Origin of the sequence: Microcystis sp., assembly GCF_048564745.1 — a bacterium.
In the GTDB taxonomy this organism is placed as follows: Bacteria; Cyanobacteriota; Cyanobacteriia; order Cyanobacteriales; family Microcystaceae; genus Microcystis; species Microcystis ichthyoblabe_A.
In genome coordinates this window covers 1-13,406 of sequence record NZ_JBLZRT010000113.1, presented here as the reverse complement: position 1 = coordinate 13,406, position 13,406 = coordinate 1, and the positions used below count along the sequence as shown (strand labels likewise).

Genomic DNA, 13,406 nt, shown 5'->3' with positions numbered 1-13,406 from the left:
CTTGATTTCAGTTTTTTCCTTGTCAGTAAGGGTGTCAACAAGGAATATTACAGATTGTTAACCGAGTCTTGAAAGCCTTGTGCTACAAAGGTTTGAAATGTTAAGAAAGATGTGACTAAAGGACAGCTTGATAAGGGGGGTATCTGAAAGTTTTTAATACCTACCTACTTAGGGCAGCGTAATCCAGCTTAAAATTAGCTCAATTACCTTCTAATTAAACATCGTCATTTTCCCGAACAGATAAAAACTCAGCCACCGCTTGATTAAAAGTTTCAGGTTTCCCTAAAAATGCCCAATGATTACCCGGTATTTTTTTAATCTCTAGAGAAGTTAAATACTTTTTATAGGATTGAATTTGCCAAGTAGTGCGATTTAATCCTTGTTGAGGAAGGATTAATAAACTGGGAATATCTAAAGTTTTAGTTAATCCGGCAAACCCCATGACATCCTCAAAAATTTCCCCGCGTGCCGATAAAGTGAATTTACCGCTCCAACTGCCATCAGCTTTTTGTTCGATGGCATTTTTAAACACCTCTTGCTGTAGATTTGACCAACCTTTATATTGTTTTAATTGACGAGCGATCGCTTCTATGCTCTGATAACTATCAAAGGAGCGAGTAATCTTTAAAAAGGGCAAAACTTGATAGAGAATTGGAAAAGTTATCCTAATCCAACTAGGCATTTTATCGATAAAAAAGGGATCGACTAAAATTAAACTCTTAAATACTTCTGGCTGTTGAGTTGCCCAAATTGCCGCTATTTTAGCACTCCAAGAATGACCTAAAATATGTGCTTGCGTCCAACCTAAATGATTAATTAAAGCCCTTAAATCGCCGATATAATCCTGAAAGTGATAACCGGTTGCGGGTTTACCGCTTTCCCCATGTCCCCGCAAATCTGGGGCAATAACTTGATAATTTGAGCTTAAATAATCGCCCAAACTTGACCAAACCAAAGCATGATCCGCCATGCCATGCAATAATAGTAGAGGGATACCTCGATCGCTCCATTGTAAATAGGAAATTGTCATCGAGTTATTGGTAAAAGTCCGGCGTTGTGGCATAAATTCTCGGCTGATTTTTACTCTATAATTTAAATATCACTTAATAAAACTTCATACAATGGCACTACAATCTCCGATCACTGCGACTAGCTTAGAGCAATTGTCTTGGACATGGCAAGGTCACACCATCCCCTACACTGTGCGGGGAGAAGGACAACCCCTAGTCTTAATTCACGGTTTTGGCGCATCTATCGGTCATTGGCGCAAAAATATCCCCGTTTTAGCGGAAAATGGCTATCAAGTCTATGCCCTAGATCTCTTGGGATTTGGGGGTGCGGATAAGCCCGCTTTAGATTATAGTCTCAACCTTTGGCAGCGGCAAATACAAGACTTTTGGCGGGAAAAAATCGCAAAACCGACCGTATTTATTGGTAATTCCATCGGGGGACTGATTGCCTTAATGCTGATGGCAGAATCTCCCGAAATCACTGCCGGAGGAGTAATTATCAACTGTGCCGGAGGATTAAACCATCGTCCCGAAGAATTAAATTTCCCTTTGCGTTTAATCATGGCTGCCTTTACCGGTTTAGTTAGTTCTCCCGTGACAGGAAAGTTTATTTTTGAACAGGTAAGGCAGAAAAATCGCATCCGTAACACTTTAAAACAGGTTTATCGGGATCATACCGCGATTACCGAGGAATTAGTCGAAATTCTCTATCAACCCTCCTGTGATGCGGGTGCGTGGGGAGTGTTCGCATCGGTGTTGACAGCATCCCCCGGACCTTCTCCCCAGGAATTATTACCGCCAATCGATCGCCCTTTATTGGTACTCTGGGGAGAGGATGACCCTTGGACACCGATCGCCGGTTCGGTAATTTACCAAGAAAGAGCTAAAATGGGAAATAATACCCAATTTTATCCGATTGCCAAAGCTGGTCACTGTCCCCACGATGAACATCCCGAAAAAGTTAATCAATTAATTTTGAGTTGGCTGTCGGAAATGGGGATTTAGTCAGTTATGGAAGATTTTAGCGATTAATAGTTACTGGAGAAATCTGCCAATCGGGGCGAAGATTTTTCGCCCCCCGGAGATAGACGTGCTGCATTTCCCCTTGTAGTTTGGGAGTATTAACGTGGAGAATTACGCGAATACACTTTTCTAGACTACCAGCGACCTGCATCTGTTGCACATCGAGGAGGGGGACATTTTGCCAATGGGGACGTTCGCGAGCGATAGCAGCGGGGAAAATCGCGTCTAAATCCTGAGTTGCCGTAAAGATAATACTAACAATATCATCGGGATCGAGACTATTGTGAATTTCGATCGCTTCGAGGAGTTCTGTTACTGCTTCTCGTATAGCTTCAATAGTATTAACCGTTACCGTCGTTGCTCCCCGAATGGCTCGAACCTTCCACTGCACGATTGTCATCCTCCGCTAATCCTGATGAGTCAATTTTAGGGGTTAACGCGCCCTTTTTCTCGACTTTAATCTGGTCATCAGGGTCGGTATAACCACAACAGTTGTCCGTTAACTTCCAATTCAAATTCTAGACGCTGTAGGGTTTTTTGTAATCCTGGGGGTATTTGGGAACGATTGCCCGTCAGACGACTAAGGAGGGGTTTCGGTTCTTCGATAGTCTGACATTTAGTTTTATCTGGGGGTAATCCTGCCAATTCTAGCGCCCAAAGTCGGGCATCTTCCTCGGTTCCTAAGCGATCAACGACTCCTAATTCTAACGCCTGTTGACCGGTAAAAATGCGCCCATCGGCAAAACTTTTCACCTGATTGACATCTAAATTTCTCGCTCCGGCGACGGTTTGCAGAAATTGCTGATAACTGGTATCGATCATATCCTGAAGAATTCTTTCTTCTTCATCAGTTAATTCTCGATCAAAGGAGAGAATATCTTTATAAGGGCCCGATTTAATCACTTTAAACGAAACTCCCACCTTATCCAACAATCTTTCCAGATTGTTCCCCCTCAGGATAACACCGATCGAGCCGGTAATCGTGCCGGGGTTAGCCATAATATAATTAGCCCCCATACCGATATAAACGCCGCCAGAGGCGGAAATATTGCCAAAACTAGCGATTATTTTCGTGTTTTTTTGTAACCGCTTCAATGCTTCATAAATTTCTTGGGAATCCCCCACGGTTCCCCCGGGGGAGTCAATGCGGAGAAGTAGGGCGGGATATTGCCTTTCTTTGACGATTTCTAGGGCTTTTAAGACCCTTTTGCGGGTATCGGAGGCAATTGCACCTGTAATTTCTATTCGAGCGATTTGTTTGCGGGTTTTCGGTTTAAAAGGCCAGACCATCAGGTTTAAATATCTCTCAAAAAAGGACTCTTTCTAATCTAACGCTTTGATCGTTCTAGGTTAAGCAGACATTATATTTCAGAATTTAAGGACAAAATGTCTGGTTAAGTGTATAATAGCATTAAGTGACCAGAGTTGAGGTAGGCGAGGTGAACATTTGGGCAAGGTGGAATCCTTTAATTTAGATGGCTTAGATCTGTTTTTCAATTCTCACGATCATTGGCCACCTCATTTTCATGTTCGTAAACCGGGCCAATGGGAAATTAGAGTTTTTTTCTTACTTTGTAATCAAGAAAATGGTCTAAATTTTCAGGTGAAATGGCCCGCCAATGCCAAAATATCTAGTAAGGAAAAAAAGCAAATACTCGACCACGTTTTAGCCAATCGTTCTGCGCTCCTGATTGAATGGGAGGCAAAAGTCTGTACGCAGGGTAATTAATCATGTTAAATAAGCCAGAAATTACTGTTATAATTGAGGATAAAGAAATTTATAATTTTTTGCCAGAGTCTCAATCTGTGCAGATTCTTTCTTTACCAGATTTAAAGAATATTGATTCTTTAAAAAACATCTTTATTTGTACTTCTTTGGCCAGTTTAAAAGCAGTGTCAGATATTGCCAGAAATGCTAATGATAAACATCATCTGCGAGGTCTTTTTATCCGAGCAGACATTGATTCTATCTGCTTGCCGCAACTATTTAAACAGGCCAATTTACGCACCCTGCGAAATACCCTCGTTTATCGAGATTTTACTTTACCGACAAGGGTAATTAATGCTTGGATTTGGGGAGCGCAAGAGCATTTAATCGCCACAGCTTTAGTTATTGGGGAAAGTTTATTAATCAGTCGCTGTGATCTCAATGATCTAGAAATTCCCTTTGCATCTATGCCAGCTTTACAGCGTATTCCTCTAGAAGAAAGAGAGAAGTTTATTATAGCAGAAGATGGTAGTTATATTCATTGGCCAGTCGTGGATATTCATCTTGATATAGAGGCTTTTTTGAGTGTGATTGAACCAGTAGCAAAACAAAAGTTTGCAGCGATTAAATTAAAACATGATCAGATTTTTGGTCGAGCGATTGCCTCTTTACGCAAACAGCATCAACTGCGACAATCAGATATTATAGGAGTATCCGAGCGTCAAGTGAGACGCATTGAACAGGGAGAAGGAACAAAGGTAGAAACCCTTAATTTATTTGCCCAAGCTCACAAAATGGAACTTAATGATTATCTTAATGCTGTTGCTGGGTTAATCGATAATACTTCCGTAGATTTGCTCCAATCTTAGAGCTTATTTATCAAGCAAACATAAAAATAAATGCAGGGCGATCATTCCTCGATCACCCTAGTTTTTCTGACAAGCATTTTTTATTTTCAGTTTCCGCAGTCATAATAGCTTATGCCACTTTCTTTATCTTTCTTTTTCGGGTTTTTCCAATTGGGACACCAATCGTTAAGAGGTCTGACAAATGAGCCTCTTTTATATTCATTCTCTATTATTGGTAGAGCGTTATCAGCATCTTGCTTGGTTGGGAATAAGATGACACTCACATAATATTCTCCTCGTTTAAATAAATAATTTTGGTTTCGATATTGCGGTAATCGTCCAGACAGTTGTTCTATTTCCCATTGTGCTTGTTGAATGCCTCGATCTGAACCATAAACAACCCCATAGGAAGCAGTTTGAGAAGATACTTGGCCAGCAAGACCAATACTTAATATTAAAGTTGTTAGGATTAAACGCTCTCGATTATTCATACTATTTGATCCCTGTTTATTAGGTTTTAATTTGACGCTTACAGTCTTGAGAAGTTTTAGCTTCTAGATTAATAGAAATATCTCGTTTTTCTTTTAACTCTTTTAAAATATCTTTCGTTAGTAGATTACCGAATTGATTGGTATTATAAAATGTAGTGCTGGTGGTAAAACAAGCATAATCGAAATTAGTTGCTGGATTAAATACTACGTTTTCTAGTCTAACACCATCAAAGATAGTTTCCTTTAAAATAGTTCCATCAAAATTTACATTAATTGTACCTTGAAAAAATTTTGCCAGCGACATATTAGCATTAGTGAAATAAACATCTGTTAGATTTGCTCGACTAAAATCGGATCGCCCTAGCTGTGAATCCACAAATAATCTTACACTCTTAATAGTAGAGTCTGTCATATCTGCCCCAGTAATTGCTATTCCTAATGGCTTTTTATCCACCATAACTTGATCAACATTATTTAATACCATACCTGCGAGATTTGCTCCATCTAATTTAATTTCTGGCTGAGTAGATAGCTTGTTATTATCAACAGTAATTAACTGTGATTCAGCCAAATAAATGATAACTTTTCCTTTACGTTTGCCATCTAATTGTTCTAAAACAGAGAGAGTTAAAGCTTGAGCAGTTGATCTAAATTCTGGTAACAGCCTTGCTGCCTCATCCTTTGGGTGTAATTTTGTATAACCTGATGTTTCTTTGATTTTTTTTGTCTCTACAATTAAACCTTGCATTTTGGAAAAATAATCAGTCAAAATTTCCTGCTGTTTTCGCTCTTGTGCAATTTGATAATCTCTAAAGTCGGCTGCAGAATTCAGATAGAAAGCGCCCAGGGCTAACATTAGAGGTACTATCAATAATTGTAGCCAATCCCAAAAGCTTTTTTTCTGAAAGCCCGACCATTTAAAATTTGATATCCAGTTAGATACTATCGCTACATTAGCGATAATAAGTAGTAATAATAATAATGGAAGTATCCCCCTTAGCCAGGGCATATCAGTGACGAACCCATAACCATCATTTATTAAACCAATTGCAACAACTATTAAAAAGGCAAACAAAAACAAGAATATGTACGGCAAAATTTTTCGATTGCCCAAAAAATCTCCAAGTTTGCTATGTTGAAGCTTCGGTGAAACTTGCTTTAAATAATCCTCATAACTTAGGTCGGGGGAAATTGGTTTTGTATCTCCAGAATATTCATAATCTGGATTGCCTGTCAATATCCGAAAAGCCAATTCCTTACCTGTGATTGTCTTATTAGGTGAATTGTCTGGTAAGTCCTGTAACCATCTCAAAGCATATTTAAGTCGTTCTATAACTTCGTCGCTTTCAAAGGGTGATTTAACATCAGGAAGAATTCTTAGGTCAAAATCACGAATATCGTGGCGTTTTAGGAGTTGCAGTTCTTGTTTTTCTAGAGTTCCTAAACTAAAGAAATGCGTGTTCGATAAGCTAATTCCATAATGCCATGTTTGATATTTTTCTCGCCATTCGACCAGCTTGCCATAATATTCGCTCTCTGTCCGCACATTTTCTTCAATGCCGATAATTAAAGAAGCCAACTCTGAAGTTATCATTAATATAAACCCCTGTTATTTATGTTATTTTTATAAAAAGTTAGAGAGAGTTTGAATATCCGTGAGGACTAGCACTATATACCTATTCCTTAGAATAGCAGAAAGTCCTTAACTAGAGACATTTACTTAATATAATGTTACTTTTATCGTCCTTAAAAATTGACTGTTTATCTGATGAGTTTGTTTCTAGATTAAATCAAGTTTATCGCCCAGTTTGGTTGATATTTTTTAAGGATGAACTTGTCTTTTATGTTAATGAAATAATCCAGATTTGACTAGACTTTTTCGACTTCGATTAATTCGAGTAATTGTGCTTCAGTTAGCTGAGTAATGCCCAATTCTAGGGCTTTTTCTAGCTTAGAACCCGCCGCTTCTCCTAGCACTAAATAATCAGTTTTTTTGCTGACAGAACCCGTCACTTTCCCCCCGGCTTTTTCGATTAATTCTTTCGCTTCCTCCCGTTTGAGAGTTGGTAAAGTGCCAGTAATGACAAAGGTTTTCCCTGCTAAAGTCGCTTTTGTGGTGGTGGTTTTTGCTGCTGCGGCAAATTGTAAACCGGCCGCCTGTAATTTAGCGACTAAATCCCGATTAGCCTCGATTCTAAACCAATCATAGACCGATTGAGCGATTTCTTCACCGATACCATAGACAGAAGCTAAATCAGTCACGCTGGCGTTAGCTAACTCCTCCACAGTCCGAAAACTTTCGGCGAGAATTTTGGCGTTAACGCTGCCCACATAGCGAATCCCTAGCCCATAAAGTACCCTCGACCAGCTTTGATTTTTGCTCTGAGCCATAGCTGTAATCAAATTTAAGGCGGATTTATCGCCCATTCGGTCTAATTTGGCAATTTCCGTTTTTTCGAGGCTGTAGAGGTCAGAAATAGCGGTAACTAATCCCTGTTCAATCAGCAAAATTACCACTTTTTCCCCTAATCCCCGGATATCGAGAGCATCGCGACTGGCCCAATGTACCACACTTCCCCGCAAAATCGCCGGACAGGAACTATTAACACAGCGCGTCACCGCTTCCCCCACCGGACGGACTAGGGGAGATTGACATTCAGGGCAATTAGTGGGCATCTGAAAGGGTAAGGTGTGGCTAGGACGCAATTCTGGCAGGATTCTCACCACTTCCGGGATAATTTCCCCCGCTTTGCGGATAATTACCGTGTCACCGACGCGGATATCTAATTCGGCCACTCGATCGCTATTATGTAAAGTAGCCCTTTGTACGGTGGTTCCTGCTACCTGTACCGGTTCCATCACCGCCATGGGTGTAACCGCGCCGGTGCGTCCCACATTGACGATAATATCTTTAACTACCGTGGGGACTTCTTCGGCAGGATATTTTAAAGCGATGGCCCACCGGGGGAATTTTTGAGTGAATCCTAAGCGATTTTGTCGCTGTAAATCGTTGATTTTGACTACGACACCATCGGTCATGTAGGCTAATTGATGACGTTTTTCTTGCCAATCTTGATAGTATTGCGCCACTTCTTGCAGGGATGGACAGAGTTGACGGTGGGGATTAACCAGAAATCCCATGGTTTCTAATCTATCTAAGGATTGCCATTGAGTAGTGATATGGTTATCGTCTAAATGCAGGGTATAGGCAAAAAATTGTAAGCGTCTTTTATCAACTATTTTCGGATCTAATTGTCGTAGGGTTCCTGCTGCCGCATTGCGGGGATTAGCAAAGAGAGATTCCCCTTTTTCTTCTCTTTCTTGATTGATTTTATCGAAGGTATCGAGGGGTAAAAAAGCTTCGCCGCGCACTTCCACAATTGCCGGGGGATTATCTATATTTAAGCGTAAAGGAATAGAGCGAATTGTCCGCACATTGGGGGTAATATCTTCGCCGGTGACTCCATCCCCTCTGGTAACACCTCTGACTAAAAAGCCGTTTTCGTAGGTTAAAGCTAAAGCGGAACCATCGATTTTTAATTCACACACATATTCCGTGTCTTGGGTTTCATTTATATATCTTTGCCAACGGCTGCCCCATTTATTTAATTCTTCGAGGTTAAAGGCATTTTCGAGACTATACAGGGGAATATTATGACGGACAGAAACGAATTGACTAGAGATTTTATCTCCGACTCTTTGGGTGGGACTATCGGGGGTGATTAATTGGGGATAACGCTTTTCTATGTCTTCTAATTCCCGATAAAGTTGATCATAAACGCTATCGGGTATAAAAGGATCATCAAGAACATAATAAGCATAACTGGCCCTTTGTAGTTCTGTTTTTAGTTGTTGGCAACGTTGTTGGATTTCTAAGGGGATAGTCATAATCGTTAATAATGCTACTGGGCAAAAACCATTTGAGGAGTTAATTGTAAATCGGGAAATGTCACCGATATTATCCTATCTTCCTGATTAAATTCTGCTAGTTCATAAAATCCCGAAATCAGGGTTAAAACCGATATTTTTAGGGACATAGGATCGATAATCCAGTATTCAGGAATGCCTCTTACCGCATATTCTGAACGTTTATAACGGTAGTCATCATCGGCATTACCGGGGCTAACAATTTCTACAACTAAGAGGGGAGGAAATTCAATCACTGCTGTGGTCATATTTCTAATCTCTTGACATTGTTCAGCAGTTAAAATCATTAAGTCTGGGATTCTCGATTTAGCTTTATCGGTGCGAATTCCCACCGTAGCGGGCATAACTTTCCAAGTTAGATTTAATCTTTTAATTTCTGCTATTAAATAATCATAAAGAAAGGCAAGAATTAAAGCATGAAAGCCACTAGCGGGAGGCATGGAAATTAATTCTCCGTTAAATAATTCGTACTTATTATCTGTGGAGTCCTGATAATTTAAATATTCTGCAAAGCTATATATTTTTTGTCGGGTAGCAATCATAAAAGTCTCCAGCTAAGATTTTACTATTCAAAGACCATTTGAGGAGTTAATTTTAAATCAGGAAATGTCACCGATATTATCCTATCTTCCTGATTAAATTCTGCCAGTTCATAAAATCCCGAAATCAGGGTTAAAACCGATATTTTTAGGGACATAGGATCGATAATCCAGTATTCAGGAATGCCTCTCACTGCGTATTCTGAACGCTTATAACGGTAGTCATCATCGGCATTACCGGGGCTAACAATTTCTACAACTAAGAGGGGAGGAAATTCAATCACTGCTGTGGTCATATTTCTAATCTCTTGACATTGTTCGGCAGTTAAAATCATTAAGTCTGGAACTCTCGATTTAGCTTTATCGGTGCGAATTCCCACGGTAGCAGGCATAACTTGCCAGTCTAATTGTAGCCTCTCTATTTCCCTTTCCAACACCTTAAATATATATCTAAGTATCAAAGCATGAAAGCCACTAGCGGGAGGCATAAAAATTAATTCTCCGTTAAATAATTCGTATTTATTATCTGTGGAGTCCTGATAATTTAAATATTCTGTAAAGGTATATATTTTTTGTTGGGTAGCAACCATAATAATCTCTAAAAAAAACTTAATTTAATCTCCTTTTTGAGGATAGATATTGCCTTTAATCCCCCCTCAATAAGGGGGTTAGGGGGGAACTGACAATTTTTAACACCTAGCTTTTTACTTAAGATTCGATATCCTCAACTTTTTTGGGAACCGTTGCAGTTAAAACCTCATTTCCTGTGGCAGTAACTAACACATCATCTTCGATACGGATACCGATACCCCGCCATTTTTCTGGCACTTCCGGCTGTCCTTCAGCCGGTTTAATATCGGGGGCGATATAAATACCGGGTTCCACGGTTAAAACATGACCAGGCTGCAAAGTTTGCCAAGTTTCTTCGTTAACTTTATAACCTCCTGCATCATGGACATCTAATCCTAACCAATGACCAGTTCTGTGCATATAAAAAGGCTTATATTTTTCCTCTTTAATTATCTCATCAATGTCGCCGACCAATAGCCCTAAATCTACTAATCCCTCCACAATTGTCCTCACGGCTGTGTCATGAAAAAGATTATAAGGATTACCGGTTTTTACCACTTCAATCGCCTTTAGTTGAGCTTCCAGAACAATTTCGTAGATAATTTTTTGTTCGGGGGTAAATTTACCATTAACGGGAAAAGTGCGGGTAATATCACCGTTATAGTAATTGTAGGCACAACCGGCATCAATTAACAAAAGCTCATTTTCTTGTACTTGGCGATTATTGTTGATATAGTGCAGAATACAGGCATTAGCACCACTAGCAACAATAGAAGGATAAGCAGGACCCATACCCCCTTCTAGGCGAAAAGTATGCTCAATTTCCGCTTGAATTTGATACTCGTAGTGACCAACTTTGGTAAATTCTCTGGCCCGATTATGTGCCTGTGCTGAAATAGCAGTTGCTTTGCGAATATTGTCCAATTCGGCCTCGGTTTTCAGTAAGCGCAAAGGATGGAGAATAAAATTAGTATCTTCTAAAGCAGTCGGTCCAGTGCCGCGACGGGGAAAAGTGGCGATTAATTTTTGCCAGTGCTTTAGAACAGTTGTATTAAAAGTTTTGTCCCGGCCGAGATGATAATAAATTCGATCGGCTTTTTCGAGATATTGAGGTAATTTTTCGTCCAATTCTTCGATAGAATAGGCCTCATCAGCAGCAAAAATCTCCTTTGCTCCTTCCACACCGTGGAGATAGCCTGTCCAGGTTTCTTTTTCCGGGTCCTTTGGCTGTACGAACAGGATAAACTGATGTTCGGGGTGATGGGGTGCTAAAATCGCCACCGCCTCCGGTTCATTAAATCCTGTCAGGTAAAAAAAGTCACTATCCTGACGATAGGTGTATTCTACGTCATTGTGCATGACCACCATGGGCGCACTGCGAAAAATTGCGGTTCCATTGCCGATTTTTTCCATTACCTGCTGACGACGGTGTTGAAACTCTCTGCGATCGATGCCCATAGATATTCCTAAAAATGTCACAATAAGTCCTAGAGTCTATTATCGCTAATATTTTTAATTTATGACCCCTGAAGAACCGGATTTTTCCCAAGATATCATCGAAAGGCGCGAGTTTACCCTAGCAGATTTTATCGCTCAAGAGGGGGCGGATTTCCTCAAAGGGGAATCTCCTGTCCCCAAATTAGTGCAGGTAAGGACTGAAATTAAACAGTTTATTGCCGCTAATTTAGGGGATTCTTCGGGAGCTTTGCAGATAATTTTACAGCTTATCGTTGATGAAGAATTAACAAAAGTCAGTCAAAATTTAGATAATCCCGTTCAAGCTTTAGAGTTAATCCTAGAAGAAATTTTAGACAATCAAGAATTACTCTATGAATTAGTACACCGAGTCGATGTGAAATGGGGACAATTATACGGAGAACGTCCCTATTTTCAAAAACCCCATCAAAAACCTCACCCTGAAGACGAATACACCCACAATTCCGTCAGAGATAAGTTAGTCAGTTTATTAGCCAGATTAGAACCGAATAAGTAGTAGAGTCTATAGCAGTTATTAGGAGACTCCGAGACGATTCAAGACATACCTTATCTTTGGGAAAAACTCTGTATTTTCATTATTTCTTAGTCAACAAAGACTAACAGGACTGACAAGGAGTATCTATCCCTAGACAGACAACCGGGGGGCGGTCAGAGGTGAAGATAGGTGTAAGATAAAAAAATTCTCCGATAACTGTTGCCCTATCCCCCGCGTGCCTACCTATTCCTACTATACCGCCGATGTTTTTAGCGATCGCATTTTTGGTGGTAATCCCCTGGCGGTTTTTCCGGAAGCGTCTGGATTAACCCACACCCAGATGCAAAAAATCGCCGCCGAATTTAACTTCTCGGAGACAGTCTTCGTTTTTCCGCCAGAAACACCCCAAGGCACTAAAAAAGTCCGGATTTTCACCCCCAGTACCGAGTTACCCTTTGCGGGCCATCCTACCGTCGGCACAGCCTATATTTTAGCCCTAATCGGCGCTATTCCCCCCTACCAAGAAACCACGATTTATCTAGAGGAAGGAGTCGGTTTAGTACCGGTAAAAATTCTCATGGAGGGGGAAAAACCGGTCTATAGTGAGTTAAAAGTGGCACAATTGCCAGAATTAGTGACGGATACTTATGCTCTCGATGATTTAGCGGTGATTCTTTCCCTAAGCGTTGCCGATTTCTTACCCGGTTATTCCCCCCGCGCCTTTTCCTGCGGTCTCCCTTTTTTATTCATCCCCGTTAAAAATCGAGATATTTTAGGGAAAATAAAACTAAATCTAACTCTCTGGTCATCATTATTAGGTCAATCCCCCGCTAATTCCCTTTTTGTCTGCTGTTTTGACCCAGAATCTCCCCTATCTCGTCTCTATGGCCGAATGTTTGCCCCCGGTTTAGGAGTTATGGAAGATCCCGCCACCGGTTCGGCTGTGGCCGCTTTGGCCGGTTACTTAGGGGCTTTAGAATCTTCTAGGGAAGGGATGAATCAATGGACGATAATCCAAGGGGTGGAAATGGGCAGACCTAGCAACATACAATTAAAGTTTCAGAAAAACAACCGTAAAATTACGGAAGTTTCTGTGGGTGGTGCATCAGTTCTGGTCTGCCAGGGTAAGATGATAATTCCCGATGGGTAAACAAAAAGCGATATAAGTAGCTGGTTATCAGCAATTCTCATTTTAAAAAGTAACAAGTGATACAGACAGAAACAAAGCTTTAAGCAAGCTACAAAATGCGCTCCCGCGAGTGCGACTGCATCGCAGAGAAGTGAGTATATAGAGTATTTATACTCAAAATATTTGAAA

Annotated in this window: 14 protein-coding genes; 5 read left to right on the top strand and 9 right to left on the bottom strand. The window is 40.4% G+C overall.

Going from position 1 to position 13,406, the window contains the following annotated elements:
- Positions 1-214: 214 nt before the first annotated feature.
- The gene (locus tag ACOCD9_RS12895) at positions 215-1,063 is read right to left on the bottom strand and encodes an alpha/beta fold hydrolase (protein WP_419547701.1); all 849 of its coding nucleotides are present in this window, start codon (positions 1,061-1,063) and stop codon (positions 215-217) included.
- Positions 1,064-1,121: 58 nt separating this feature from the next.
- On the opposite strand from ACOCD9_RS12895, the gene ACOCD9_RS12890 reads away from it, so the two are divergent.
- Entirely contained in the window at positions 1,122-2,015 is an 894-nt protein-coding gene (locus ACOCD9_RS12890) for an alpha/beta fold hydrolase (RefSeq protein ID WP_287701836.1), read from the top strand.
- Positions 2,016-2,031: 16 nt separating this feature from the next.
- Here the strand turns inward: ACOCD9_RS12890 and aroH are convergent, their stop codons facing one another.
- Together aroH and sppA are read right to left on the bottom strand one after the other, a co-directional pair.
- Positions 2,032-2,433 (bottom strand): chorismate mutase, encoded by a 402-nt coding sequence (gene aroH, locus ACOCD9_RS12885; RefSeq protein ID WP_287701834.1) that lies wholly within the window; start codon positions 2,431-2,433, stop codon positions 2,032-2,034.
- Between the two features lie 68 nt (positions 2,434-2,501).
- Positions 2,502-3,323 carry a signal peptide peptidase SppA gene (sppA, locus tag ACOCD9_RS12880; RefSeq protein WP_104398235.1) on the bottom strand — a complete coding sequence of 274 codons (822 nt, stop codon included), beginning with the start codon at positions 3,321-3,323 and terminating at the stop codon, positions 2,502-2,504.
- Positions 3,324-3,489: 166 nt separating this feature from the next.
- On the opposite strand from sppA, the gene ACOCD9_RS12875 reads away from it, so the two are divergent.
- Positions 3,490-3,762, top strand: coding sequence for a DUF4160 domain-containing protein (locus ACOCD9_RS12875; RefSeq protein WP_233256324.1), 273 nt, complete (start codon positions 3,490-3,492; stop codon positions 3,760-3,762).
- A gap of 2 nt (positions 3,763-3,764) precedes the next feature.
- Entirely contained in the window at positions 3,765-4,610 is an 846-nt protein-coding gene (locus tag ACOCD9_RS12870) for a DUF2442 domain-containing protein (RefSeq protein ID WP_419547698.1), read from the top strand.
- Positions 4,611-4,696: 86 nt separating this feature from the next.
- Here ACOCD9_RS12870 and ACOCD9_RS12865 read toward each other — a convergent pair whose 3' ends face one another.
- The 6 genes from ACOCD9_RS12865 to ACOCD9_RS12840 form a co-directional block, all read right to left on the bottom strand.
- On the bottom strand, positions 4,697-5,080 hold the full coding sequence (locus ACOCD9_RS12865) for a hypothetical protein (RefSeq protein WP_287701829.1): 384 nt from the start codon (positions 5,078-5,080) through the stop codon (positions 4,697-4,699).
- A gap of 19 nt (positions 5,081-5,099) precedes the next feature.
- On the bottom strand, positions 5,100-6,674 hold the full coding sequence (locus tag ACOCD9_RS12860; RefSeq protein WP_419547695.1) for a pentapeptide repeat-containing protein: 1,575 nt from the start codon (positions 6,672-6,674) through the stop codon (positions 5,100-5,102).
- A gap of 275 nt (positions 6,675-6,949) precedes the next feature.
- Positions 6,950-8,968 carry an NAD-dependent DNA ligase LigA gene (gene ligA, locus ACOCD9_RS12855; RefSeq protein ID WP_287701825.1) on the bottom strand — a complete coding sequence of 673 codons (2,019 nt, stop codon included), beginning with the start codon at positions 8,966-8,968 and terminating at the stop codon, positions 6,950-6,952.
- A gap of 14 nt (positions 8,969-8,982) precedes the next feature.
- Positions 8,983-9,549 carry a Uma2 family endonuclease gene (locus ACOCD9_RS12850; protein ID WP_287701823.1) on the bottom strand — a complete coding sequence of 189 codons (567 nt, stop codon included), beginning with the start codon at positions 9,547-9,549 and terminating at the stop codon, positions 8,983-8,985.
- A 23-nt stretch (positions 9,550-9,572) separates the two neighbouring features.
- Entirely contained in the window at positions 9,573-10,136 is a 564-nt protein-coding gene (locus ACOCD9_RS12845; protein ID WP_287701821.1) for a Uma2 family endonuclease, read from the bottom strand.
- A 118-nt stretch (positions 10,137-10,254) separates the two neighbouring features.
- Positions 10,255-11,574, bottom strand: a complete 1,320-nt coding sequence (locus ACOCD9_RS12840) for an aminopeptidase P N-terminal domain-containing protein (protein ID WP_287701819.1) — start codon at positions 11,572-11,574, stop codon at positions 10,255-10,257.
- 61 nt (positions 11,575-11,635) lie between these two features.
- Between ACOCD9_RS12840 and ACOCD9_RS12835 the strand changes: the two genes are divergently transcribed.
- Both ACOCD9_RS12835 and ACOCD9_RS12830 read left to right on the top strand, forming a co-directional pair.
- Positions 11,636-12,109 carry a hypothetical protein gene (locus ACOCD9_RS12835; RefSeq protein WP_287701817.1) on the top strand — a complete coding sequence of 158 codons (474 nt, stop codon included), beginning with the start codon at positions 11,636-11,638 and terminating at the stop codon, positions 12,107-12,109.
- Between the two features lie 214 nt (positions 12,110-12,323).
- On the top strand, positions 12,324-13,238 hold the full coding sequence (locus ACOCD9_RS12830; RefSeq protein WP_287701815.1) for a PhzF family phenazine biosynthesis protein: 915 nt from the start codon (positions 12,324-12,326) through the stop codon (positions 13,236-13,238).
- Positions 13,239-13,406 lie beyond the last annotated feature (168 nt).